Genomic DNA, 25,244 nt, shown 5'->3' with positions numbered 1-25,244 from the left:
GCTGCATACAAAATGTATGTAACAAGCGGTGCTACCATTTCAGAATAATTTCTCCCAGCCATAAACCGACGAGTCCGATGACAAACATGGGCAGATAATGCCATTCGACAACATGACTAATGGAATCATTGACTTCATATAATCGTAACCATAAAGCGCCAATGCTGGTTGCGGAAAGCAGTGCAAGCCCGCCAGCGAGACGGTAGTGTATGCTTGCCAGTTTGCGCAATGAATAAAATGTCCAAACAGTCGGCAACAGTGAAACCAGGATAATGCACAGCGTGCATTCATAGGTGTGGTCAGGCAAGGATGCAGGTGGATGATCTGCATTCCAGGCGAAAAATATCACGACCAGAAACATACCGATCATGAGAATCGGTGCAAATGCGATAGCGCGTTTTTGGTGTATATCCGGAAATGCGAGTAGCGAAGTGGTCACTAATGTTGCTACAAAAATGCTGAATAAAGCCAGAACTTCAGCAACAAACCATTGGTTTTCGATTGCCTGCATAAAATCGGACCTCGGGCCAAAAATTCCCAGTAATACGGATAGATAGACAATTGTAGCTACGGTCCATTTGAGGGTCAGCAGAAATGGATGCGGTGCAGGTTGTACTTTCGTTGCATCGTCAGTTAACGTCTTAATCAATTGTTCTATATTATCCATCTATTACTCCAATTGATGCCTTAATGTTTTGTAAGCGCGATGCGCAGCAACTTTTACCGCAGCTTCTGTCATGCCAATTTTCTCGGCAACTTCCCTGGCTGTATAGCCTTCCTGGTGCATCATTTGCATTATCAGCGCCTGCTTTTCAGGTAACTTGTGGATTTCTCCACTGATAGATTCGTAACTAATACGGTATTCTGTTACATTATTTTGCAAAGAATTTTCCAATTCTGACATGTCTAGGGCTGAACGCAGGTTATCGGCATAATGGTTGCGCAGGTAGTCCAGCAAACGATATCTGGCTATCGCATATGCCCAGGGCTTATAGGGTCGCAAGCCATCGTAAGTATGGCGCACTTTGTGGATGGACAAAAGAATATCCTGTAAAAGATCGTCCACTTCATTTTCAGCACTCAGTTTCTGCTTCAAAAAAGGCTTTAAAAAATGTGCAGTTTCCCGAAGCAACTCGGCGTACGCACGTTTGTCTCCTTCCAGTGCTTGTTGCATCAGCATTTCAAGGTATGTGTCATTTTTTGTCATTGAACACCAAACAATTTTTTGAATGAGCCATTCTATTCATTCACGTGGCTCTAATTCAACTCCAGCGATTCCTCAAACTCCAGCCGCGCTTCATCAATTGCTTCGAGAATCTGCTGTTTGAATTCATCGCGGGAGTAGTGTTCCTCGAGTTTCAGTAGCAGGTGTTCGACACCAAGACCTATGGAGATGCCGCCAATAATACCCCCAAGGGCTGCGCCGATTGCGGTGCCAATGCCTGGAACAACAGAGCCGAGTGCTGCACCGCTGGCTGCGCCCGCGGCGGCACCGCCAAGCACGCTGGCTGCTTTTCCGGCAGCGACTTTGATCATCGCCTTGGCGCCTAAGCTGATTGCGCCTTTGGCGATCACTTTGCCGGTCACTTTACCGGCAATGGCGCCGGTGATTGCACCAGCTGCGCCTATGCCACCCGAAATCAGCAGGCGATTTTCCAGATTGACGATTACGCTATTGCTCGGGGGTTCTTTGATGGCGTCCAGGGGCGAATATTGTACGATCTCGGGTTGTTGTGTTGTGGGTTCAATCTGATTCTCGGCCAGTATCTGATTGATTTTTTCAAGATATTCACTGCGCAGTTGGTCGTTTTTACGCATGGCGTCTTCGATGGATTGCTGTACCGGGCCAAATGCATTGCCCTGCATCAGATAGGCCTCAAGTTTTTCAATCATCCAGTTTTCCAGTTTTCCGGTTGCCAGTGCAACAATGCGTTCGTATTCGCCGGGCAGGCTGTAATACCAGTCAAGGTAATCATCCACATTTTGCGCCATTAACAGAAAGCTTTGATCCGTGGTTTTTCTGAGATCATGAACCGATTTATCGAGTTCGTGCACAATTTCGAGATAGGCCTGCCGGGTTTGTTCAATGGTGCCCGGTTTATAGTAGCCATCGCCGATCTTCTCCAGCGATTCGATTTTTTCGACTACAGCAACCTGGGTTTCTTGCAGGTGTTCTACAACGCGTGGGGTTGAACGCAGCCAGGCATCCACATAAACTGTTGCCGGTACATAGATAAACAGCATGAAAAAGGTGATCAATCCAGATGCAATTGCCAGTGAACGCGGCGGAATATACGCCGGTACATCAATATCTTGCAGTGGCGTGAGTACGCGACGGTATTCGGATAATGGCACCATAAAGCTGGAAATGGCAAGTGCAATATTATAAAAAAGAATGGTTCCACCGAAAAAAACAAAAATCAGAAAAATAATGTCATTGAGGGAATGTAAATTGCCTAGCACATAGGCTTTTAAGCCTTCAACAAAACCCAACAGTCGAGCGGTTTCCAGTATCAATATGCTGTTACTGGCGCCATCGACGCCAACACTTCTCCCTTGAATCGCCTCGGCTAAAGACGCGTAGGGTTGATATTCACTCGCCAGTTTTACATAGAGCACGTAAAATCCGGCCATTGCCAGCGCTGTTGCCCAGCGTGTCCAGATTAAGGATTTGTGCAATGCAATATAAGGCTTGAATTCCCGAGTTGCAATCGGTGCAAAGATGACATGAAAACAGGTAAATACCGGAACGGTCAATAGAAAAACAATCCATTCGATCTTTTGGGATACGCCGAGATAAAATACCAGCACAAATGTAAACGTAACCGACCAGAGCGCCCAGCCGATATAGGGTAAAATCCGTTTATTCAAAAACCAGTACAGAATGCCCAGATTACGGAACTGATTGGCGCGATGAATTCTCTGGATGGTTATCGAATAGGTGGCCGCCATATACAGCGGCATGCCAAACACAAAGGTCACCAGCAAAGCAAACCATAGCTGTTGATCGGGAATCATGCCGCCACTATGATAGGCGAATACCAGCCAGCCCAGCGACAATATCCAGAAGGTGATCATTCTATTCAGTGAGACCATTTATGTACCTTGATTTACGACGTATTCTTCTTATTGTTTTATCGGACGAATCTTCAGTCCGTATTGTGCTATAAACTTAGTATAATGGCCAAACCAAAATAAGCATCGGGATACTGATCGTGACAACCAGAATTTCCAATGGCAATCCCAGCCGCCAGTAATCGCTAAATTGAAAGCCGCCGGGGCCGAGTATCAACGTATTATTTTGATGACCGATCGGCGTCAAAAATGCGCATGAGGCGCCTACTGCCACAGCCATGAGAAAAGCATCCGGGTTTGCGCCCAGTTGATTGGCTGCGCCGAGTGCAATCGGACACATGACTGCTGCAGTTGCCGCATTATTCATTAAATCTGAAAGTGTCATGGTTACTATCAGGATCAACCCCAATGCGATAACTGCATGTCCCTGCGCCAGATTGTCGAGTAATGCGCTTGCAATCAGATCGGCTGCGCCAGTACTTTGCATTGCATTTGCAACCGGAATCAGGGCTGCCAGCAAAACAATGACGGGCCAGTCGACCACCTGATAAACTGCGCGTAACGGCATGATCTGCAAGAGGGTTACTGCCAGTACACTGCACATGAAGGCAATTGCGGGTGGCATTAGACCCAAAACGATGACGCCGATAGCCAGTAACATAATGAAACCACTCAGTAATGCCTTTCGTTTGTCAGGAATGCGCAGCGTTCTTTCGGCTAACGGCACACAGCCGGTATTCTCGGCAAACTCGGCTATGGCATCGGGTGCACCCTGCAACATTAAAACATCGCCTGCCTTGAATTGGATCGTGCGTAATCGCGCCATTGTCCGTTTTCCGGTACGTGACAATGCCAGTAGATTGACGCCATAGCGTGTACGCAGCGCAATGGTTTTAGCTGAGCGATTCACCAACAGCGAAGCGGGCAGTACGATATATTCAGCCAGAATAATTTCATTCGATGCAGATTGTTTTTCTGTTTTGTTTTCTTCTGTCGCCGGTTCAGTTTTATTTATTTCTGTTTCAGTGCCGCGCTTCTTTTCGGAATCTGCTTTATCCTGGGGTTCTTCCGCGTCGTTGGTTTTTTTTGCCGCTTCAAGAACCAGACCCAGGCTGGATATTACATTGGCGAGCGGTTCCGCTTCCGCTTCGATAATCAGAATGTCGTTGGGATAAATTTGCCGGTTCAAACTTGCTGGCGTTACCCGAACATCGTTTCGCACCAGGCCGATCACTTGGGCATCGGCTTCTTCCAGTGCGGCATCTATTTCATAAAGCCGCATACCGGCGGCTTTGCTGTCTTCAGTGACGCGTACTTCCGTCAGATATGCACTAAGGTCGAACGTTTCCTGACTTACCTGCTTGCGCACGGGAACCAGGCGCCAGCCAGTCAGGGAAATAAACAAAACACCCGTTATCGCAACGGCGATTCCAACGGGCGTAAAATCAAACATGGAATAATAGCCAAACTCGGTTGTTTCCGCACGAATGCCAGAGACAATCAGATTGGGCGGCGTGCCGATGAGTGTTGTCATGCCCCCCAGAATGGAACCAAAAGCCAGCGGCATCAGAATTTGCCCGGGCGGCATTTCCAGCCGTGTCGCCATTTGCAGTGCGACTGGAATCAAGATCGCCAGTGCGCCAACGTTGTTCATGAAACCGGAAAGAATTGCCGCCAGACAGGTCAATGAAAGAATTGACAGCGTTGCACCGGATTTTAACGGCAACAGCGTTTTGGTGAGCCAATCAACGGCACCGGTATTTTGCAATCCGGCGCTCAAGATTAGAATACAGGCAACGGTAATGACAGCCGGGTGGCCAAAACCGGTGAAAGCTTCCGAATAACTGACCAGACCGGAAACGGTGCAGGCGAGCAGCGCACTGATTGCAACCAGATCATGGCGCCAACGGCCCCATAAAAACATGATTGCTGTTGCAAGCAGTATGCCGATTATCAGTATTTGTTCAGTCGTCAAATGCAGGCGCTGTATTTATTTTCAACGAACTACCAGCCATCCTGATAAATTGTCAAAAGCGACGATGCATTATCAATCAGGGTGGTAATACTGTGACGATTGAATCTGAGCTCATCCAGTTTCTTGAGCTCCGATGGGAGGATTTCTTTTAGATCAAAATCAAATTGTATCAGCGGCGAAATATGATCGGCATTTTGATAGAACTTTCCGGTTTCATCGGTGTTGGAAACCGGATCGTGAATATCGCCCAATACAAAGATGATTTTGCTCAGTTCTTCGGGTGGTAAAGCGGATGGAAAGTCCTTAAAAAAATCATCCGGAACCGGTGCGGAATTAAACGCAAAAGTTTCCAGCCCGAATGACGCGCCGACTGCTTGAGCCAAACCGCCGCCAAGCGAATGACCCGTAACGATAATTTTCCGCCCCTGCACACGATTAACGACAGTCTGGGCGTAATCCATGGCATCTTCGAATTGTGTGTCTACAAATCCGAATGTGAGTAGTGCATCAGCAGCCGAATCTAGGAAAAACTCTGCAGATTCACTGATTGAACATGGGAAATCGCAGCTTTCTGTCCCGCGAAAGGCAAGCACCACTTCATCATTTTCCTCGTGATAGTAGACTGCGGCCTGCATACCGGAATTTTTGTCCTTTTTATCGATCAGCACCCATTGATCAACGACGGTGTTATCAAAATCGTAAACGGCATCCGCAAGCCGCGCATAGGGCAACGACCGGCCTAACAGATCAACCGCATGCCGTTCTTCCCGATCCAGCATGCCGTAGGGCTTCCAGGTAACATTGGGAATAAAGTCGGGATTGATATAGCGTGCTATCGAAACCAGTTCAAATATGGAGTGATCATCGCTTTCGACTAAAACCAGACTGGCAACATAGCGTTCCGTACCGAATGTCTGCGGGATATCGATTTTGGGTAGAACTAGAGATCCATTCGCAAGGGAAAAAACAGGGCTGTGTTGATCGGATAAATTGTCATGTTTTGTAGTGAGCAACCTGAATTGATTCGGGTTATCCAATCCTGACCATTCCAGAGACGCTTTGTAAAAAGCTGCGCCCGGATGTTCTGCTATGGTTATGTTTTGCAGGCAAAGTAGGCCATCGTCAACAAAAAAAGCCGCAGGTGTTGTTTTTTCCTCACAATCAGTGGTTACTGCTTGTGCAGGATTAATAATGATTAAAAAACAACTTAAGCCAATCAAAAAGCCTGCCGAGCTGTAATTTCTAAGCATAATTTTCTCTTTTGTGGATAATCTGCGGTAGCCAATAGCGCAGGTCACCTCTTTTGTAACGTGTCATAACGCATTATGTTTTTTTTAATTTTTTTTCAGGGAAGATTATAAACCTATTTGTACTGCGGTATGAGTTTGAATATCTGGTCAACTGCCATCATACAGGACGGGCATTTCGTACGGTAACCCGATATTCAGCAATCGAGCCGGCTTAAGCGAAATTGTTTGAAAAGTGAATGCGCAAAAATGCTGTCTTGATCATCTTTGCAGAGCAAAACTGGCGGACAAACACAAATTGGACGTATTTTATAAAAGAGGTTATGCTTTAATGTTTCTTACAGTTTGCTTCAGGGAACAGTCAAAACCGATTGCTGTTTTTGTAAGTGTATTGCGCCCATAGCTCAGATGGATAGAGTACCGCTCTCCGAAGGCGGGGGTCACACGTTCGAATCGTGTTGGGCGCGCCATATTTCAAATTATTGTTCATTAACTTAATTGTTCAATTGGTCAAGCCGTCTTCTATTATTTCAGGTCATTTAATTTGAAAAAATATACGATCATTGGGTTATGTGTACACCAACAGTGAGAATTGTTATTTTTATTTTATATGGCTTGCTGATTACCGGGTGCAGCTCATATGAAAAGCCTGTTTCGCCATTTGCAATGGCCAATGAGCTGGTGGTGATCACCGTTGAGCACACAGATAATTTTTATATCGATAATGAAGGCAATTTTTCCGGCATAACCTATGATCTAGTCAACGAATTTGCAGCAGAGATTGGGCTGGAGGTGCGATTTATCTTGATGCCCGAGATGGATTCTGCATTAGCAGCATTACACAGACACCAGGCTCATATTGCAATTGGTTTAAGCATTCGGGACGATCAAGCCTCACGTTTTATTTTAGGTCCCGTTTACTTACATACGCATCATCAGGTCGCTTTTAATGCCAAAAATTTTGAACCCCGAAATGCCCATCAGCTGGTTGGGAAAAAAATTGAAGTGCCTGTGGGTTCAATCCATGAAAAACAATTGCAAAAAATCAAATCAGAACTTCCTGAATTGGGCTGGTCCGCAGTTGCCCTTTCAAGCGAAGAATTACTGGCAAAGCTGAACAAGGGTGAGATTGCCTATACAGTTGCAGATTCTTTACATATTAAGAAAGCCAATCATTTTTTTCCGCAGGTTAAAGGTGCTTTTGAATTAGATACCTCTGTCAGTCAATGGATTCTCCCTAAATATACGGAAAAGCTGCTTGTCGATAAGGTAAATGCCTTTTTTGAACGAATTATGCAAGAAGGCGTACTCGGACAATTGCTGGATAGCTATAACGGACAATATAATCAACTGAGTCCGGGCGATATTTACTTCTTTAAAAAGAAAATCCGATCAAGATTGCCTGAATTCAAACAATATTTTTTCCACGCAGCGCGAAGAACGGGGATCGATTGGCGCTTGTTGGCAGCTTTGGCATATCAAGAATCACACTGGAATCCACAGGCAAAATCACCTACCGGTGTACGCGGAATCATGATGTTGACGCAGGAAACTGCCAGACGAATGGGCGTAAAAAATCTATCTGATTCCCGTCAAAACATACTTGCCGGGGCGCGCTATTTACAAATGCTTAAGAATAAGCTGCCAGAAAGTGTTCTGGAACCGGACAGGACGTGGATGGCGCTGGCTGCCTACAATCAGGGTTATGGCCGGATTATCGATGCGCGGGCATTAGCAAAACGGTTTAATTTAAATCCGGATTTATGGATCGATTTGAAAAAAACATTACCATTACTGAATAAAAAGCATTATTCCAGTACTGTAAAATATGGTCACGCACGCGGAGACGAAGCGGTGATATTGACAAATTCGGTCCGTGCCTATTATGAGATTTTAAAAAATACTGCAGCTGAAAGTTATTAACTTGTTTATAAGATTTGTTTTTATTTATGGACACCTCTAAAAATTCATACTTCGTTACAATACTTCGTTGTTTACAAAAAATGTTTCCTTACATATCAATCATATGCTGCGTCAAAATTTTTTGTTCTCGCCTCGTCTTGTTTAAAACTCTGAATTTTTAGAGGTGCCCTTATATTGATCTAATGGCCTCATCATAAAAAAATGTTTACAGGAATCATTCAAGCAACTGGAACGCTAACCCAGGTCAATATCCCGAAAAACAATGTTGAGAATGGTCTGTGTCTCAGTATTTCTCCAGGTTCTTTGGATATGAGCGATGTATCGATCGGTGACAGTATCGCTGTCAACGGAGTTTGTCTTACTGTTAAAGCGCTTCCGGATTCGTTATTCACGGTTGACGTGTCGCCGGAAACGCTCCGGTGTACTTGCGGTCTGGACGAAATAGGCCTTTCGGTAAATCTCGAGAAAGCCATGCGTTTATCGGACCGGCTAGGCGGGCATCTAGTCAGCGGACATGTCGATGCCACCGGAGAAGTGATTAAATTTGAGCCTTCAATAGAAAATGAAGAAAATTTTCTGTTGACGATTCGGCCACCCGGACACTTGCACCGTTATATCGCTCTTAAAGGATCAATAACTGTCAATGGCGTCAGTTTGACTGTTAATCAAATTGAAAACGATGAATTTTCCATTAATTTAATCCCGCATACTTTATCGGCAACGACATTAAGCGCGCTTAAGCCGGGTCTGCGTGTAAATCTGGAGACTGACATGCTGGCTCGATATGTAGAAAATCTTTTGAAAATGCCAGGAAACCAAGAAAAATGAAAATCAGTACCGTTCAAGACATTATCAATGATTTAAAATCGGGCAAAATGGTTATCCTTGTTGATGAGGAAGACCGGGAAAATGAGGGTGATTTGATTCTCGCGGCTGATTTTGTTACACCGGAAGCAATTAATTTTATGGCAACCTATGGCAGAGGGCTTATCTGTTTAACTTTGACGGAAGAACGCTGTCAGCAATTGAATCTGCCATTGATGGTTACTTCGAATCGTTCCCCGCTGGGCACTAATTTTACTTTGTCTATTGAAGCGGCAAGCGGTGTCACGACCGGTATTTCTGCTGCCGATCGTGCAACGACGATACAGGCAGCAGTTAAAGCGGACGCCAAGGCGAAAGATATTGTGCAACCGGGTCATGTTTTTCCGTTGATGGCTCAGAAGGGTGGCGTACTTGCGCGCGCAGGACATACGGAAGCAGGTTGTGACTTGGCCGGGATGGCCGGTCTGACCTCAGCGTCCGTTATTTGTGAGATTCTGAAAGAAGATGGCAGTATGGCTAGATTGCCCGATTTAATGATCTTTGCAGAAAAGCACCAACTCAAAATCGGAACAATTGCAGATTTAATCCATTATCGCAGCTTGACTGAAAGTCTGATAACACGTGTTGCTGAACGGCCAATTCAAACAATACACGGCCATTTTTTACTCACTGCATACCGTGATGAAACGGTTAGTACCGTTCATCTTGCCTTATCCAGAGGAGAAATAGAGCCGGACACAGAAACATTAGTGCGTGTGCATGAACCTTTGTCTGTTATAGATTTGTTGGATGTTCATGACGATACACATTCCTGGAGTATTCATGAATCGATGCGGATGATTGCAGATGCCGGGCGTGGCGTTATCGTATTTTTACGTGGAGAGGAAAATTCTGATAAAGTGATTAACCGTGTTGAAGCGAAGCAAGCAGAAATTACAGTACGGGACAAGTCTGATTTAAGAGATCACGGCATAGGTGCACAGATATTGAAGGATTTAAATGTTGGTAAAATGCGGTTACTGGCAACACCAAGGAAGATGCCAAGTGTAACAGGCTTTGGTTTGGAAGTGACCAGTTATGTAGATGTGACTGATCGTGGCAGTTAATGGTCATAAGGCATGCATAAAACGTGGCGCCGAGCACATATAATTGGAATATGAATTTATTCGGGAGCAGAAATGACATATTATGACAATATTCTGGAATTTGAACCGGAACTTGATGGTGAAGGTCTGCGGATCGGTATTGTAATGAGTCGTTTTAATATTGATATCGGAGAAGGACTGCTCGGCGCATGTACGGCGGAATTAAAAAAATACAATGTCCAGGATTCAGATGTCCTTCTGGTCACTGTTCCCGGTGCGCTCGAAGTGCCAGCCACGTTATTGAAAATGGCTTTTTCAAATCAGTTTGATGCGTTGATTGCGCTGGGTGCGGTGATTCGTGGAGATACTTATCATTTCGAAGTGGTAGCCAATGAATCCGCGCGCGGTATTACCCAGGTACAGTTAGAAACGGAGATTCCCGTTGCAAACGGTATCTTGACAACGGATACAGAAGACCAGGCCATTGAGCGAATGAGTCAGAAGGGTGTTGATGTTGCGCGTGCTGCGGTGGAAATGGGAAATTTACTGATCAAACTGGAAGAATACGGTGTTGACTGAAATAGCAGCGCAAAAAAAAATAACAAAACCAAAAAGTCGCCGTCGATTGGCGCGGGAACTTGTTCTGAAAGGACTTTATCAATGGCGTCTGGCTGGTGGAGCAGCCAGTATTATCGTGGCGCAATTGCGTGAAACAAAAGAATTTACACGCGCTGATGAAAAATATTTTCTGAAATTATTCAATGGTGTCTTTAGTGATGTAAATACACTAGAAGAAACGATACAACCTTTTCTCGACAGACCGTTTAAAGAGCTCAGTCCGGTAGAATTTGCCATATTGCTACTCAGCACCCATGAATTAATTCATTTTCTTGAAATACCTTACCGTGCCATTATTAATGAAGCGATTGAGCTTGCCAGGACTTATGGCGGTAGCGACGGTTATAAGTATGTCAACGGCGTATTAGATAAACTTGCGATAAAATTGCGCGCTGTTGAAATCGCTGCGCAAGTATAACACTTGGCTGGAATCTGTATTTACCCGTAGCGAGTAGCAGAATCGTGCCCTCTGAATTCGATGTTATACAGCGTTACTTTAAACGACCGGTAACAGGAACAGTGCTGGGCATCGGCGATGACGCGGCAATTGTAGCGCCAAATGCTGACATGGAATTGGCTGTTTCTACAGATACTTTGGTTTCAGGAAGGCATTTTTTTGAAGATTCAGATCCCTATCAATTGGGATACAAGTCTTTGGCTGTGAATTTGTCCGATATGGCTGCAATGGGAGCAAAGCCACGATGGGTAACACTTGCGTTAACTCTGCCACGGGATATGGTCGAATCAAATGAAGCGTGGCTCAGTAAATTTGCTGACGGTTTTTTTAAACTGGCACAGCGTTACCGAATTGAATTGATTGGTGGTGATACTACATGTGGGCCACTTAATATTGGCGTGCAGATTATCGGAGAAATTACAAAAGGTCGGTTTTTGCGACGCGATGGCGCGGAACCTGGTGATGATATCTGGGTTTCGGGATGTATGGGTGACGCTGCGTTGGCATTAAAGTATGAATTGCAAGAAATTGATTTAACTGAAGACGAAGCGGATTATTGTCGGTCTGCATTATATATGCCGATTGCGCGAGTTGAATTGGGACAACATTTGGTTGGTCTTGTACATAGTGCAATTGATATTTCCGATGGATTAGTGGCCGACCTGGGGCATATTTTAACCTGTTCAAAACAGGCAGCAGTAGTGCGTTTTGATACTGTGCCGTGCTCCTCGGTTATGAAACGATATATTGCTTCACCGTTGGCGCGGCAGTGTCTGCTTGCCGGTGGGGATGATTATGAACTCTGTTTTACTGCACCAAGAAGTAACCGTGCTTCTATTGAACATATTGCACAAAAATTACAAGTTCCTTTGACACTCATCGGGGAAGTTAGGCAAGGGGAAGGTCTGGTCGTGATGGATGCGAAGGGTAGAGAAATGGATATAGAGAAAACGGGATATGACCACTTTGCTTCCTAAGGCATACGGCAATTCGAATGATAACGGTACTGCATCACCAAATGTGCAACCTGATATTGTTTTTGTCTGTAAACATCCGGCTTATTTTATCGCTTTTTCTGGTGGTTTTGGTTTAAGTCCTAAAGCACCCGGTACTGTGGGAACGCTTATCGCTTTTCCATTATTCTGGGTATTGGATCATTATCTTGATTCAATTCATTTATTGTTGTTGATCGATGCCTTGTTTATCCTGGGAATCTGGGCATGTGGCGTGACGGGCAAAGCACTGGGTGTGCCTGATCATGGCGGGATTGTTTGGGATGAGACCGTTGCGTTTTTATTGGTACTATACTTTACACCAGCGGACTGGGTTTGGCAGCTTGCTGCTTTCTTCCTTTTTCGTTTCTTCGATATAATCAAACCGCAACCCATTCGGTATTATGATCGACGTTTAAAAGGTGGTTTTGGCGTCATGTTTGATGATTTGATCGCTGCGTTTTTTACTTTGCTTTGCCTGTCTGGATGGAAAGCATGGGTGTTGTTAGAAGGGTATTTTTAGAACAGATTGATAGCAACTTGGATACCGCTAAAACGAAAATTTCTGATAACACGCAGTCTATTAGGTATTTGGCTGCGGAAGTGGGCGAACGTCTACGGCAACGGGGTGTGCTAATGGCTACTGCGGAATCCTGCACAGGGGGATGGCTCGGTCAGGCAGTCACGGCGATAGCCGGGAGTTCTGTCTGGTATGATCGTGGTTTTATCACCTATAGTAATCTTTCCAAAAATGAAATGCTGGGTGTCAGTATGACTACACTAGAAAAGTATGGTGCTGTATCCGAAGTAACGGCGCAGGAAATGGCTTTTGGTGCGCAAAAAAACAGTCATGCTCAGGTCAGTGTGGCCATAACGGGAATAGCAGGCCCAACGGGCGGCACCGAACTCAAACCAGTTGGTACGGTTTGCTTTGCATGGATGTTAAAGGAAGGCCTGTTGAATAGTGAAACATGTTTTTTTAGTGGAGACCGTGAATCCGTACGGCGGCAGGCCGTCATGAAAGCACTGCAGGGACTGCTAAAGCTATTGGATGAGAGCTCAATCCATGTTGTTTAACGATTACCGGTTTTGAAATTTATGACTTATGCAAAATAGGATGGATCGTGGAAAGCATTGTTTGTGTGAGATGGCTTGAGCGAAGAAACAGTGTCTTTCATCATCAACGCCAGTTTGATACGATCTGTTATTTGCAGTTTACGAAAAATTTCAGTTAAATGTGCTTTGACCGTCCGTTCTGTGATATCCAGTCGGTTTGCTATTCTTTTGTTGCTTTCACCGCGTCCGACCAGCATCGCTATTTCATATTCACGTTTGGTCAGGTTTGTTAACAAGTCGTGGATAGCGTTTTCAATTCTGTCTTTTTCCAATGTTACTTCGACAAGCTCCTGCAGCATGTAGCTTGTCAATGATCGACGTATCCACAATTCACCTTTCTGAACGGCTTTAATAACATAGATGATTTGTTCGGGTTCCATGTCATACTGACAGCAACCACTGATACCATTTTTGAATAAAGTCCACTCTTCGTTATCATTAATCGCTGGGCTGAAAATGATAATCTTTATTCTGGGAATTGATACAGTGATATCCAGAATTTCTTTCTGAAGATCCTGTCCTAAAAATTTATAATCCAGTAAAAGGAGATCCGGTTTAACTTTCATAAGCCGGTCTTTAAAATGTCTTGGATTATTGATGGTCGATGTTGAAGATAGGCCAAACACACCATCTTCCCATCGTTTAAGTAATTCAGTATCGGAACTGGCAAGTAAAATTAACATAGGTCATTTAAGTAAATTTTATTTTATCCATTATCTTTACAAGCATTTTGCGTGAAACCCAGGGTTCTCCCTTATCTACTGTTTCTATTATTTTAGAGACATTAAAGGGTATTACGCTACAGTCGACAACTCCACATGCGCCACTCTCAAGAGCCTGCAATATATGGTTGTCGTCGGCCTCTTCTTTGATTAAAACAACAGGTAATGTATCCGGACAATGCTGACTTAACTCATGGAGCAAATCAAAGGATTCTTTCGTTAGCTGTTGAGTATTCACAAAAAGTACTCGAGGCCTTAGCCGTTTAATTCGTGCAACAGTATTTGCTTGTAACGACTGATTGTCACGAGACTTGAGCCGCCTTTCTACATTTTTGTTGTAAAAGGAATCTTTGTCGGTTAAAACTTCGATAGTTTGATCGTTCTTGCGTAGATAATGTTCGAGTTGACTGCATTTTTCCTGATCGTTTTCTGCAACAGCTACTGTTATTGGCCGCATTTTTCCCTAATTCTTATAATGTAGTTGATGAGAAAAGGTCGACTTTTCAGTTCTTGTAATGCGCTTTTCCCAGTAGATCTACAATATATTTTCCGGGTATCGCATAACTGATTCCACTCGGTGCTGAAAGTGCAGCTTCTTTCTTACCTTTTACATACACCATATTTATGACGCCGTAAACTATACCTGTGTCTGGATCGTACAATGGGCTGCCACTGTTCCCCGGGTAGGCTACCCCGTCAAGCTGAAATACCAGAAAAGGAGACTGGAGCTGTCTGATCAATTTTGCATCCAATTGTGTGGTGTTATGTGCAGGCCTGATGATTGGCGTAATAGACGAGATGATTGCTTGGTGTGTTACCGGATAAAAACCAAGAACCATACCAATCGGAAAACCGGTGTAGGCCATTAGTTTTCCCTCTCTAACCGTTTTCGAATCCCCCAGTTTCATCACGGGTAATGCGGAACCACTTATTTTTAACAAAGCCAGGTCATGCTCTTTGTCCACGGAGATAATGGTTACATCTCTGAGTTCAGGTTTTTGGTCTTTTCCTGTAATTACAACATGTTTTTCCATTCTTTCTAGATTTAGAGACTCTGGGATTACATGCGCATTGGTTACGACATGCAAACCGTCACCTACCACAAAACCTGTGCCCATAAATGTAACTGGTGGCGACTTCATTTTTTGATACGTTCCAATACCGACAATTGATGGCTTTATTCTGGTAATAGTTTCTTCTAGTTGTGCGTTACCTGTGGATGATAAAATGCACAAGAAAAATAAAAAAATAAACGTTCTTACTATTTTCTGGTTGGTAAAAAGAAAAAGTCGATTGATATTTCGGGTGAAGGATAATTTCTTCATAATTATAAAAGTCTGTTATCAGTCCTCGCTTAGAAAGTAGGGATATATGAAGTAAAATAACCAATCCAAATATCGGCTTGGATAGAAACCGAGAAAGATACAAAGCAAAACAAGTACTTTATCCATTTGATATTGCTTGGTTTAGTGAACTTGTCAGTGTACCTGACAATAATTTTGAATAGTGTACTAGCTTAACTATAGTTTTGTTGAAAAGAAAGCAATAAGTCACATTAATTTATTAAATAGTCTATTTATTATGATCGTACGTACTCGATTCGCACCTAGTCCGACTGGTTATCTTCATATTGGTGGTGCACGCACGGCTTTGTTTTCCTGGGCTTTCGCACGTAAACATGGCGGTCAATTTATTTTACGCATTGAGGATACTGATCTGGAACGTTCAACCAAAGAATCCACAAAAGTCATTCTAGATGGTATGTCCTGGTTAGAACTGGATTATGACGAAGGGCCGTATTATCAGATGGAGCGTTTGCAGCGTTATCAAGATGTTGCGCAACAATTATTAGAAAATGATCAGGCTTACTATTGTTATGCCAGTAAAGAAGAACTCGAAAAAATGCGCGAGCAGCAGCTGGCAGCAGGAATGAAACCTAGATATGACGGACGCTGGAGAGATTCCAGGCAGACACCGCCCAAAGGTGTTAAGCCAGTAATTCGGTTCAAGAATCCATTAACAGGTTATGTCAATTTTAATGATCAGATTAAGGGAAAAATTTCGGTTGCTAACAGTGAGCTTGACGATCTGGTGTTGATCAGAAGCGACGGCATACCCACATACAATTTCAGTGTGGTATTGGATGATCTCGACATGAATATCACGCATGTTATCCGAGGTGATGATCATGTAAATAATACCCCCCGGCAGGTTAACATCCTAAAAGCACTGGACGCTCCCTTACCGGAATATGCCCATGTTCCAATGATACTCGGCGCCAACGGCGAACGTTTGTCAAAACGGCATGGTGCAGTTTCAGTAACACAATATCGGGATGACGGATATTTGCCGGAAGCATTAATCAATTATCTGGCGAGATTGGGATGGTCTCATGGTGATGAAGAAATTTTCAGTCGTGAACAGTTGGTCGAGTGGTTCGATTTGAGTGCTATCAATCGCTCTCCGGCAAAATTTAACCCGGAAAAGCTGCATTGGCTTAATCAGCAATATCTTAAAAAAGCGGATAATAACCGCGTGCTTGAATTGGTTATCCCTTTTCTTCAAACTGATGGTTGTGACATATCCAAGGGGCCCGATCTTTTAGAAATGATTGATTTGTTAAAAGAAAGAGTGTACACAATAGAAGAATTGGCAGATGCGGCTGTATTCTTTTTTCGTCCGCTGGAATCCACCGATGAATTAAAAGCACAGTACTTTACTGCGAACAGCAAACCAATCATGCTTGATTTAATGGAAAGATTAATGCGAACACAAGACTGGCGAAAAGATACAATTCAACAAACGATCAAGAGTGTTGTCAAAGAACATGACGTTAAGTTTCCAATGGTCGCAATGCCATTGCGAGTCATGGTGACGGGAGAAACGCACACGCCGTCAATTGATGCTGTTCTTGAACTCCTCGGACGTGAGGAAACGTTAAGGCGTATGAATACACAAATAAATAATTTTCCAGATACTTAGTCTCTCCTTAAATATTCCCAAACAGTTAATATTAATTTTGATTGTCAATCACCATCGAAAACCGTCTATCTGGTTGGGTTGGTTAACCGGTTTAACGGTGCAGTGGTCATACTGACATTTCCAGATACTGGAATCCATTCATTAAATTTTAGGTTGATCGTTAATTGGTGAAGGATATATACAATTGGTTGATTTATTTTTTGCTAATATATTCAAAAAATTTGTCTCAAAATAGTGAAAAGGGAACAACTTTCTCCCATGTACTGCACCTTGCTTCATAACATCACGGCAATGCGTGTTCGACAATTTCAGATGGATAGCGTACTCGTGAAATAATAATCTTTCTGAAACGCGAGCTCATAGCACCTTAAGATAAGGCTTTTCCCCGTTTTTTATAGTTGATCGCAGTCCGATAGCATATATGAATTCCAAAAAAGAAAGTAAGCGTTTAGCCCTACCATCTAGAAAGCAGATCTCATTCTGGTTAACTTCAAATATTTATTGGAGGATAACCAATGACAACCCAAGAACAACAGATACGTCATATCAAAGCGTGGCAGGCGAGCGGTTTGTCGCAAGTGGCTTATTGCCGTGATCATGGATTGAACAGCAAGACATTTGGGAATTGGCTACGGGTTTATCGTGATGTGCAAAAAGACAATCAACGAACTTCGTTGATACCGGTGACGATCAGAACAACCACAACACCATCGGATTATCTGAAACTGCGTTGTTCAGGCGGTCATACACTCGAACTGCCGGCAGATGTATCACCACAATGGCTCGGTGAATTGTTGAGATGTCTGGATTGATTGCGCATTCTGGACAAATCTGGATGGTTGTGGAGCCTGTGGATATGCGCCGGGGTATTGACGGATTGTCGCTTATTGTCCAACAGGCATTGGGGCATTCACCCTGTGCGGGTTCAGCTTTTGTATTTTGCAACCGCGCACGCAACCGGATGAAGGTGTTGTTGTGGGATGGCACTGGCGTTTGGTTATGTCAGCGCCGTTTGCATCAGGGCTGGTTTGTGTGGCCGAAGCTGGGAGATCGTTGTTTTGAATTGAGTCAATCACAGTGGCAATGGCTGACAGCAGGTGTGGACTGGCAGCGTTTATCGGCATTGCCACCTGCTCATTTGCGCGCATAAAATCAGTCTGATAATTCAATATTTACAGCAAGTTAGGCTGGTTTTTTGGTATAATAACAGCCATGAAATCACTGGCGCAGCTTGATCAATTAAACCTTGATGCGGATACCAAACAACAGGTCACCGGTATTGTTCAAGCATTACTTGATCAGGCGCAACAAGAGATTCGTGCACAGGCATGCAAGATCGAGGCATTGACCATGGAGCTGGCGCATTTGCGCCGCATCCGTTTCGGCAAGAAGAATGAATCGTTGTCAGTGGTGCAGCTCAGTTTATTTGAAGAATCGGTGCTGGCTGATATTGCAGCCGTTGATACCGAAATCGAGCAGATTGAACCGGCTGTAAAAACAACACCGGCAAAACCGCCGCGTTCCCGTGCAGGCCGCCAACCGTTGCCTGATCATCTGCCACGCATCGAACACCGCCATGAACCGGAATCCTGCCAATGCGGACAGTGCGGCAACACGCTGCTCAAAATCGGTGAAGACGTCACCGAACAACTCGACGTAGAACCGGCCAAATTCTTTGTCCATCGTCACATTCGTCCGCAATATGCATGTAAGGCCTGCGAAACCGTCACCGCAGAACCGGTGCCACCGGCAGTCATTGACGGCGGCATAGCGTCACCGGGGTTATTGGCCTGGGTGATCAGCAACAAATACCTTAATCACCTGCCGCTCTATCGCCTGGAACAGATGGCTGCACGTGAACAAGTTATACTTTCGCGTTCCACATTGGCCGAATGGGTCGGCCGTACCGGTGTTGCGCTGCAACCCTTGGCAGACCAACTGAAATGGCATCTTTTGCAAGGAAACACCCTTCACGCCGATGAGACACCGGTTGCGCAACTGGAACCCGGCAACGGTAAAACCCGCAAAGCCTACCTGTGGGTCTACCGCAGCAATGACCTCGATCCCGGGCCGCGCATTGTTGTCTTTGATTATCAAATAAGTCGCAGTGGCCGGCATACGCAAGACTTTCTGCAAAACTGGCAAGGTCATTTGCTGGTCGACGACTATGGCGGGTACAAAGCCTTGTTCTCTCGAGAAGAGTCGCCTTGCATTGAACTGGCATGCTGGGCACACGCCAGGCGCAAATTCTTCGACCTGCATCAGGCCAATGACAGTCCGATGGCATTTGAAGCATTGCAGCGTATCGGCGAACTGTACGCAATCGAGGCCGAAGGCAAACAGCTGACCATCGAAGCGCGTCAACAGCTGAGAAAACAGAAAAGTCTGCCGGCACTCGATGCCTTGTACGACTGGCTGATGCAAACTCGAATGCAAACTGCCAACGGCGGCGCATCCGCCAAAGCACTCGACTACACACTCAAACGCTGGCCTACTCTAGTACGCTACGTACACACCGGCCACCTACCGATCGACAACAACCCGGCGGAAAATGTCATTCGTCCCATAGCTGTCGGCAAGAAAAACTGGCTCTTTGTCGGTTCTGAACGTGCCGGTCAACGCGCTGCCACTATTCAAACCCTGCTTGGCACCGCACAACTCAACGGCCTCAACCCAGCCGCATGGCTCAAAGAAACACTCGACAAACTTCCAGCCTGGCCTAATAGCCGTATCGATGAGTTGTTGCCACTCGCGCCGGAATTTATCGAGGCATTAAAACGAGAAAAATTCTAGATGGCCGTGCCGGACGCATACAAAAGAAACGCATACTCCCATGATGCAACAATATCTGCGTATTAAAGCGCAGTATGGTGACATGCTGCTGTTTTACCGCATGGGAGATTTTTATGAACTGTTTTTTGAGGATGCCGAGAAAGCAGCGACTCTTCTTGACATTACGCTGACACGGCGAGGATCATCTGCCGGTGAGCCGATCAAGATGGCGGGAGTACCCTATCATGCGGCCGAGCAATATCTGGCTAAACTGGTCAAATTAGGCGAGTCTGTCGCGATTTGTGAACAGGTGGGCGATCCGGCGACAAGCAAGGGGCCTGTCGCGCGTGAAGTGACGCGAATTGTTACCCCAGGCACGTTAACCGATGCCGCACTGATGGAAGACAAGCGCGATTGCATTCTGCTTGCGCTGTATGTTCATGAATCAACGCTCGGTCTGGCCTGGCTGAATCTGGCGGCGGGCCAGTTACGCGTGATGGAGACATCATCCGGTCATCTCATCAGCGAACTGGAGCGGCTGCAGCCGGCTGAGATTCTGGTGCCGGAATCATACCAATCGGTCAAGGGTCTGAGAGACCGCTGGGTATTGAAGTATCTGCCGCCCTGGCAGTTTGATCTGGACAGTGCGGTAAGCAGTCTGACGCGTCATTTTGATACGCACGATCTCTCCGGTTTTGGTTGTGAGGATTTGTCAACGGCCTTATGCGCCGCCAATGCATTGTTCGAGTATACCCGGCTGACACAGGGCACCGCTGCGATTCATGTGACGTCTTTACAGGCAGAGCGCGACAGTATTTATGTACGTATGGATGCCGCTACCCGCCGCAATCTGGAAATTTCAGAGACGATACGCGGTGAGCGCGCGCCAACGGTATTGTCCTTGCTGGATACCTGCGCGACCAGTATGGGCAGCCGTTTATTGCAATTCTGGCTTCATCATCCGTTGCGTGATTTGTATGCGATTCAGCAACGGCTGGATAGCGTTGCCAATCTGATCAGCCATAATATTTATATCACGGCGCACGATTGCTTGCGGCATGTTGTGGATATTGAACGGATTACTGCACGTATCGCGCTGCGATCTGCGCGCCCCAGAGACTTGTCCGGCCTTAGGGACAGTCTGAAGCATCTACCTGATACGGTTAAAGCGCTGTCTGGCTGTACAGTCAAAAGAATAAAGCTGCTCGAGCAGGATATGCTGCCGGATCAGGCGCTGATCGATTTGCTGGAAAAATCGATTCAACCGGAGCCCAGTGCGGTATTACGGGAAGGGAATGTCATTGCGGATGGATACGATGCCGAGCTGGATGAATTACGTGCTTTGCAGAATAACTGTGGCGAATTTCTGGTCCAGCTTGAAGCACGTGAGAAGGAACGCACCGGCATTCCAAATTTGAAGGTGGAATATAACCGCGTGCATGGTTTTTATATCGAAGTGACCCATGCGCATAGCGATAAAGTTCCGGATGAATACCGCCGCCGGCAAACGCTCAAAAGTGCAGAACGCTACATCACGCCCGAACTCAAGGCTTTTGAGGACAAAGCACTGGCGGCGCAGGACAGGGCGCTGGCGCAGGAAAAATCCCTTTACGACGACTTGTTGAACACACTGGCCGATTCCGTACAGGCATTACAGAAAATAGCTGCCAGCGTTGCCGAAATCGATGTTTTATGCGCTTTCGCGGAACGGGCCCAGTCGCTTGACTACGTTGCCCCGGTATTATTGCATGAAAATGTCATCGATATCGAAACGGGTCGTCATCCAGTAGTTGAACGACAGGTAGAAAACTATGTTGCCAATGACGCCCAGTTTGGCCAGGATCACTACAGCAAGCAGCAAATGTTGGTTATTACCGGCCCCAACATGGGCGGCAAGTCAACATATATGCGGCAGGTTGCCCTTATCGCATTATTGGCGCATTGCGGCAGTTTTGTTCCAGCGGAAAAAGCTCAAATCGGTATTCTTGACCAGATATTCACCCGTATTGGCGCTTCCGATGATCTGGCGGGTGGGCGCTCAACGTTCATGGTAGAAATGACGGAAACCGCAAATATCTTGCATAATGCCACAACACAAAGTCTGGTTCTCATGGATGAGGTCGGGCGCGGCACATCAACGTTTGACGGGCTTGCGCTTGCTCTGGCAATCGCGCGTTATCTGTTGATCAAGAATCAGAGCTGCACACTTTTTGCCACGCATTATTTTGAGTTGACCAAACTGGCCGAGGAATACAAACAAATTCGTAATGTACATCTTGAGGCCGTGGAGCATAAAAACCGTATCGTTTTTTTGCATAAGGTTACTGCCGGGCCTGCCAGCCAGAGTTACGGTCTGCAGGTTGCTGCACTGGCGGGTGTTCCCAGTCAGACGATCCGTATGGCCAGAAAACATTTGGCTGAACTGGAAAAGGACAAAGCGGACAAAAATCCGCAACTGGATCTGTTTTTCGATGAGCCAGCAGTTGATGAATTCGAAATGCTGCAGGAAAATCCTGTGATTCCTTTGCTGCGAACCATTTCGCCTGATGAGTTGACGCCGCGGCAGGCGCTAGAGCAGCTTTATAAGCTCAAACAGATATTGAATGAGCAATAAGGCTTAGCGGATAAACGTTTATAAGTCAGCGTTGATCAAAACAATAATCACTTAATGTGTATGTCCATCGGGACCATGAACATGTTGATGTGAAATTTCTTCTGCTGTTGCCGGGCGGATATCGATAACCGTACAGGCAAAATTGAGGGCCATTCCTGCCAGTGGATGGTTTCCATCCACGACCACTTTGTCGTCCGCAATATCGGTTACTGTGTAAATCAGATAATCTTCCGAGTCTTCAGTGGCGCCTTCAAAACGCATGCCGACTTCAACATCTTCAGGAAAGGCGCTGCGCGGCTCAATTCGAATCAAGGTGCTGTCATATTCTCCAAAAGTATTCTCGGGTTCCATAGAAACGGTACAGCTAAAACCGACTTCTTTTTCATGCAGTGCTTCTTCAACCATGGGGAAAATCCCATCATAACCCCCATGCAAGTAACTGATTGGTTCTTCTGTTTTTTCAATGAGATTACCTGATGAATCAGATAATTCGTAATGAAGTGATACCACGGTATCTTTAGCAATGCGCGTATTCATCTAAAACTCCGTAAAATTGATTTAAAATGAGCGAGTACGCTATCCATCTGATATTGCTGGATTCTTATGGATTTGCGGTACGCCCTTTGGCAATAGCCGGGTGTTGTTATGTATCCAGAACGGCTATGGCGATGGTTACAAATCCGAGAATCAGGTTTAACCCGATCAAAACACGGATCTGCACCAGTGCAATACCCGCTTTTTCCCACTCTTCTGCAGCGACATAGCGCTTGAGTTTGCGGTAGGCGGTAAAAAACACATATATAAATATCAACATCATCATCGCGCCAATCGCAAACATCAAATAAATATTAAAGGGCAGTTTTTCAAATCCACTCATCTGCGAAATCATGTGCAGACCGCTTGCGAGGATAACCGTTATCGATAACCAAACCCAATGGAAAAAACTGGAAAAAACCGCCTGCCAGAATTTAAGCATTTGCGGTGACGGCAGCAATTGATTGACAACGGGTCTTAATACCATGTAGGCAAAAAACATACCGCCTACCCAAATAACAACACCCATTATATGTAAGACTTTCAGGGTTCCCATTTTGCTTCCTTTGCTTGTTTTACAGATTTAACTATTTATATTTTCTATTGTTTTAACTGGCGCAAAGCTTCGCCGATGTGCTGTTGTTATACCATATATTCGCAAGGCATTGATATGCTTCTTGGTTGGATAGCCCTTGTGCTGGTCAAATCCATATTCAGGAAAACGTTCATGCAGTAGTCTCATTTCAGCATCACGCGCTGTTTTGGCCAGAATGGATGCTGCCGATATTTCTGCTATAAGGCAATCGCCTTTTATCACCGTATGGACTGGAATCTCGAGTTTCGGACTATGAATGCCGTCAACCATTACCAAATCTGGTATAAGCGGTAACTGTTCGACAGCACGTTTCATGGCTAATAATGTAGCCTGCAAGATATTCAATTGATCTATTTCGGTGACTGATGCCGATGCGATTGCCCAGGCCTTTGCAAACTGTTTAATTGCTGCCGCAATTTCATTCCGTTTCTTCTCGCTGAGTTGTTTTGAATCCGCCAGACCATGAATGGTTTGGTGTTTATCCAGGATTGCGCATGCCGCAACCACCGGACCGGCAAGCGGGCCGCGACCGGCCTCGTCCACCCCGCAAATCAGTTGAGGCTTCGTTGCAACTGCTGGCAACTGTTAATCCCAGTGCTTGCGGTAATGGTTACACGCTTCTGGAAGTGCACATTAATTTGGCTTCGGTCACCAATTGATCGTCAACTTCTGCGCGTGCCGAATATTTCCATAAGCCTTTTATCTGACGGTCTATTGAAACTTTAAGTATAAGCTGATCGCCTGGCATGACGGGTTTTTTGAAACGGACACCGTCGATGCCGACAAAATAATAAACAGAATCCTCTTTGTTCGTATTGCCTTCGGTTTTCAAAGTCAGCAGCGCAGCCGCTTGAGCCAGCGCCTCTACGATCAGCACACCCGGCATGACAGGGTGATGCGGAAAATGTCCCTGAAAAAACGGTTCATTGATAGAAACATTCTTTAAGGCGACAATGTTTTTTTCTGCTTCAATAGAAATAACCTTATCTACCAGCAATAATGGATAACGATGTGGCAAATATTTAAGTATTTCATGAATATCCATAGTACTCATTGTTTTTCCTTATTTATTCAGATCAAAAATCGATGCAAATGCAAAGCTTGATTTGGAGTTGCGTATAAATCGGGATCATGTTCAGTGCGCATTTTTATTACGGCTATTTGTTTTATTCAGGACTTTTATCACTTGATCAGTGATATCGATACGTTGACTGCGATAAACTGAATCTTGCAATTGCAAAATCAGATCGTAGTTTTCTTTTTCAGCAACAGTGTTAATGGCTTCATCGATCAGTTCCAGAATTACACCATATTCTTCGTTCTGACGAACTGTCAGATCTTCACGCATCTGGCGTTGCGCGCGCTGGTAATTGCGGCTCAGGTTTGCAAGTTCCCGTTCCAGTTCACGTCTGTCAGCATCGTTCATTGTTGCGCCTTTTTGTTCCAGCTTTTCCTGCAACGTTTTGGCTTGTTTGGCCATATCCTTAATTTCCGCATCGCGTGGAAAAAATTCTTGATCGATTTTTTGCTGGGCTTTAAGCGCGGGCGTTGATTCGCGCAAAATTTTTTCGGTATTGACAACACCTATTCTGATATTGTCTGCATGAAGATCGGATAGCGCATTTACAGGCAATAACAAGATTGCCATGACAATATAGTAATGAAATTTCCACCATCGAAGCGTCAAGTCCAATAGGTTCTCCTGATTGGTT

The 25,244-nt window shown here is 45.2% G+C and carries 26 protein-coding genes and 1 tRNA gene; 14 read left to right on the top strand and 13 right to left on the bottom strand.

The features are described from left to right. Positions 1-31: 31 nt before the first annotated feature. The 5 genes from MRK00_05585 to MRK00_05565 all read right to left on the bottom strand — a co-directional run bounded on the left by MRK00_05585 (position 32) and on the right by MRK00_05565 (position 6,300). Positions 32-667: a DUF1109 domain-containing protein gene (locus MRK00_05585; protein ID MDR4516846.1), complete on the bottom strand. Its 636-nt coding sequence runs from the start codon at positions 665-667 to the stop codon at positions 32-34. 3 nt (positions 668-670) lie between these two features. Further along, a complete protein-coding gene (locus MRK00_05580) occupies positions 671-1,207 on the bottom strand; it encodes a sigma-70 family RNA polymerase sigma factor (protein MDR4516845.1) in 537 nt (178 codons plus the stop codon). A gap of 50 nt (positions 1,208-1,257) precedes the next feature. Beyond that, entirely contained in the window at positions 1,258-3,096 is a 1,839-nt protein-coding gene (locus MRK00_05575; GenBank protein ID MDR4516844.1) for a hypothetical protein, read from the bottom strand. 76 nt (positions 3,097-3,172) lie between these two features. Then, positions 3,173-5,050, bottom strand: coding sequence for an SLC13 family permease (locus MRK00_05570; protein ID MDR4516843.1), 1,878 nt, complete (start codon positions 5,048-5,050; stop codon positions 3,173-3,175). A gap of 29 nt (positions 5,051-5,079) precedes the next feature. After that, positions 5,080-6,300, bottom strand: coding sequence for a lipase (locus tag MRK00_05565; GenBank protein MDR4516842.1), 1,221 nt, complete (start codon positions 6,298-6,300; stop codon positions 5,080-5,082). A gap of 390 nt (positions 6,301-6,690) precedes the next feature. Between MRK00_05565 and MRK00_05560 the strand changes: the two genes are divergently transcribed. From MRK00_05560 to MRK00_05520, 9 genes are all read left to right on the top strand, one after another. Continuing rightward, positions 6,691-6,767, top strand: a tRNA-Arg gene (locus MRK00_05560). A gap of 100 nt (positions 6,768-6,867) precedes the next feature. Continuing rightward, positions 6,868-8,220 carry a membrane-bound lytic murein transglycosylase MltF gene (gene mltF / locus MRK00_05555; GenBank protein ID MDR4516841.1) on the top strand — a complete coding sequence of 451 codons (1,353 nt, stop codon included), beginning with the start codon at positions 6,868-6,870 and terminating at the stop codon, positions 8,218-8,220. 201 nt (positions 8,221-8,421) lie between these two features. Beyond that, complete coding sequence (locus tag MRK00_05550; protein ID MDR4516840.1) at positions 8,422-9,048, top strand: riboflavin synthase; 627 nt, start codon at positions 8,422-8,424, stop codon at positions 9,046-9,048. Further along, complete coding sequence (ribBA, locus tag MRK00_05545) at positions 9,045-10,151, top strand: bifunctional 3,4-dihydroxy-2-butanone-4-phosphate synthase/GTP cyclohydrolase II (protein ID MDR4516839.1); 1,107 nt, start codon at positions 9,045-9,047, stop codon at positions 10,149-10,151. The genes MRK00_05550 and ribBA overlap by 4 nt, the downstream gene beginning before the upstream one ends. A 72-nt stretch (positions 10,152-10,223) precedes the next feature. After that, positions 10,224-10,709: a 6,7-dimethyl-8-ribityllumazine synthase gene (gene ribH, locus MRK00_05540; protein MDR4516838.1), complete on the top strand. Its 486-nt coding sequence runs from the start codon at positions 10,224-10,226 to the stop codon at positions 10,707-10,709. Further along, complete coding sequence (nusB, locus tag MRK00_05535) at positions 10,699-11,166, top strand: transcription antitermination factor NusB (protein ID MDR4516837.1); 468 nt, start codon at positions 10,699-10,701, stop codon at positions 11,164-11,166. Before ribH ends, nusB begins: the two co-directional genes overlap by 11 nt. A 44-nt stretch (positions 11,167-11,210) precedes the next feature. Beyond that, positions 11,211-12,182 (top strand): thiamine-phosphate kinase, encoded by a 972-nt coding sequence (gene thiL, locus MRK00_05530; protein ID MDR4516836.1) that lies wholly within the window; start codon positions 11,211-11,213, stop codon positions 12,180-12,182. Further along, positions 12,163-12,720, top strand: a complete 558-nt coding sequence (locus tag MRK00_05525) for a phosphatidylglycerophosphatase A (GenBank protein ID MDR4516835.1) — start codon at positions 12,163-12,165, stop codon at positions 12,718-12,720. The genes thiL and MRK00_05525 overlap by 20 nt, the downstream gene beginning before the upstream one ends. An 80-nt stretch (positions 12,721-12,800) precedes the next feature. After that, positions 12,801-13,274, top strand: a complete 474-nt coding sequence (locus tag MRK00_05520) for a CinA family protein (GenBank protein MDR4516834.1) — start codon at positions 12,801-12,803, stop codon at positions 13,272-13,274. A gap of 26 nt (positions 13,275-13,300) precedes the next feature. Here MRK00_05520 and MRK00_05515 read toward each other — a convergent pair whose 3' ends face one another. Genes MRK00_05515 through MRK00_05505 form a run of 3 tightly spaced genes read right to left on the bottom strand, consistent with a single transcriptional unit; the run spans position 13,301 to position 15,177 of the window. After that, positions 13,301-13,996 (bottom strand): response regulator transcription factor, encoded by a 696-nt coding sequence (locus tag MRK00_05515; protein MDR4516833.1) that lies wholly within the window; start codon positions 13,994-13,996, stop codon positions 13,301-13,303. Positions 13,997-14,003: 7 nt separating this feature from the next. Next, on the bottom strand, positions 14,004-14,492 hold the full coding sequence (locus MRK00_05510) for a DNA-binding response regulator (protein MDR4516832.1): 489 nt from the start codon (positions 14,490-14,492) through the stop codon (positions 14,004-14,006). 46 nt (positions 14,493-14,538) lie between these two features. Next, complete coding sequence (locus MRK00_05505; GenBank protein MDR4516831.1) at positions 14,539-15,177, bottom strand: serine protease; 639 nt, start codon at positions 15,175-15,177, stop codon at positions 14,539-14,541. A gap of 442 nt (positions 15,178-15,619) precedes the next feature. Between MRK00_05505 and gltX the strand changes: the two genes are divergently transcribed. The 5 genes from gltX to mutS all read left to right on the top strand — a co-directional run bounded on the left by gltX (position 15,620) and on the right by mutS (position 22,403). Beyond that, a complete protein-coding gene (gene gltX / locus MRK00_05500) occupies positions 15,620-17,017 on the top strand; it encodes a glutamate--tRNA ligase (GenBank protein ID MDR4516830.1) in 1,398 nt (465 codons plus the stop codon). A 515-nt stretch (positions 17,018-17,532) separates the two neighbouring features. Then, positions 17,533-17,829 (top strand): IS66 family insertion sequence element accessory protein TnpB, encoded by a 297-nt coding sequence (locus MRK00_05495; protein ID MDR4516829.1) that lies wholly within the window; start codon positions 17,533-17,535, stop codon positions 17,827-17,829. After that, a complete protein-coding gene (tnpB, locus tag MRK00_05490; protein MDR4516828.1) occupies positions 17,817-18,167 on the top strand; it encodes an IS66 family insertion sequence element accessory protein TnpB in 351 nt (116 codons plus the stop codon). The genes MRK00_05495 and tnpB overlap by 13 nt, the downstream gene beginning before the upstream one ends. A gap of 62 nt (positions 18,168-18,229) precedes the next feature. After that, the gene (locus MRK00_05485) at positions 18,230-19,810 is read left to right on the top strand and encodes an IS66 family transposase (GenBank protein MDR4516827.1); all 1,581 of its coding nucleotides are present in this window, start codon (positions 18,230-18,232) and stop codon (positions 19,808-19,810) included. Between the two features lie 40 nt (positions 19,811-19,850). Continuing rightward, entirely contained in the window at positions 19,851-22,403 is a 2,553-nt protein-coding gene (gene mutS, locus MRK00_05480; protein MDR4516826.1) for a DNA mismatch repair protein MutS, read from the top strand. A gap of 51 nt (positions 22,404-22,454) precedes the next feature. On the opposite strand, the gene MRK00_05475 is transcribed toward mutS, so the two are convergent. The 5 genes from MRK00_05475 to MRK00_05455 form a co-directional block, all read right to left on the bottom strand. Continuing rightward, positions 22,455-22,940: a peptidylprolyl isomerase gene (locus MRK00_05475; GenBank protein ID MDR4516825.1), complete on the bottom strand. Its 486-nt coding sequence runs from the start codon at positions 22,938-22,940 to the stop codon at positions 22,455-22,457. 106 nt (positions 22,941-23,046) lie between these two features. After that, a complete protein-coding gene (locus MRK00_05470; protein ID MDR4516824.1) occupies positions 23,047-23,493 on the bottom strand; it encodes a CopD family protein in 447 nt (148 codons plus the stop codon). A 27-nt stretch (positions 23,494-23,520) separates the two neighbouring features. Further along, the gene (gene rnhB / locus MRK00_05465; GenBank protein ID MDR4516823.1) at positions 23,521-24,114 is read right to left on the bottom strand and encodes a ribonuclease HII; all 594 of its coding nucleotides are present in this window, start codon (positions 24,112-24,114) and stop codon (positions 23,521-23,523) included. A 28-nt stretch (positions 24,115-24,142) separates the two neighbouring features. Then, entirely contained in the window at positions 24,143-24,586 is a 444-nt protein-coding gene (fabZ, locus tag MRK00_05460; protein MDR4516822.1) for a 3-hydroxyacyl-ACP dehydratase FabZ, read from the bottom strand. Positions 24,587-24,667: 81 nt separating this feature from the next. Beyond that, positions 24,668-25,225, bottom strand: a complete 558-nt coding sequence (locus MRK00_05455) for an OmpH family outer membrane protein (protein ID MDR4516821.1) — start codon at positions 25,223-25,225, stop codon at positions 24,668-24,670. Between the last annotated feature and the right edge of the window lie 19 nt (positions 25,226-25,244).

Source organism: Nitrosomonas sp. (assembly GCA_031316255.1).
Lineage (GTDB): Bacteria > Pseudomonadota > Gammaproteobacteria > Burkholderiales > Nitrosomonadaceae > Nitrosomonas.
This window is presented reverse-complemented; position numbering and strand designations above follow the sequence as displayed.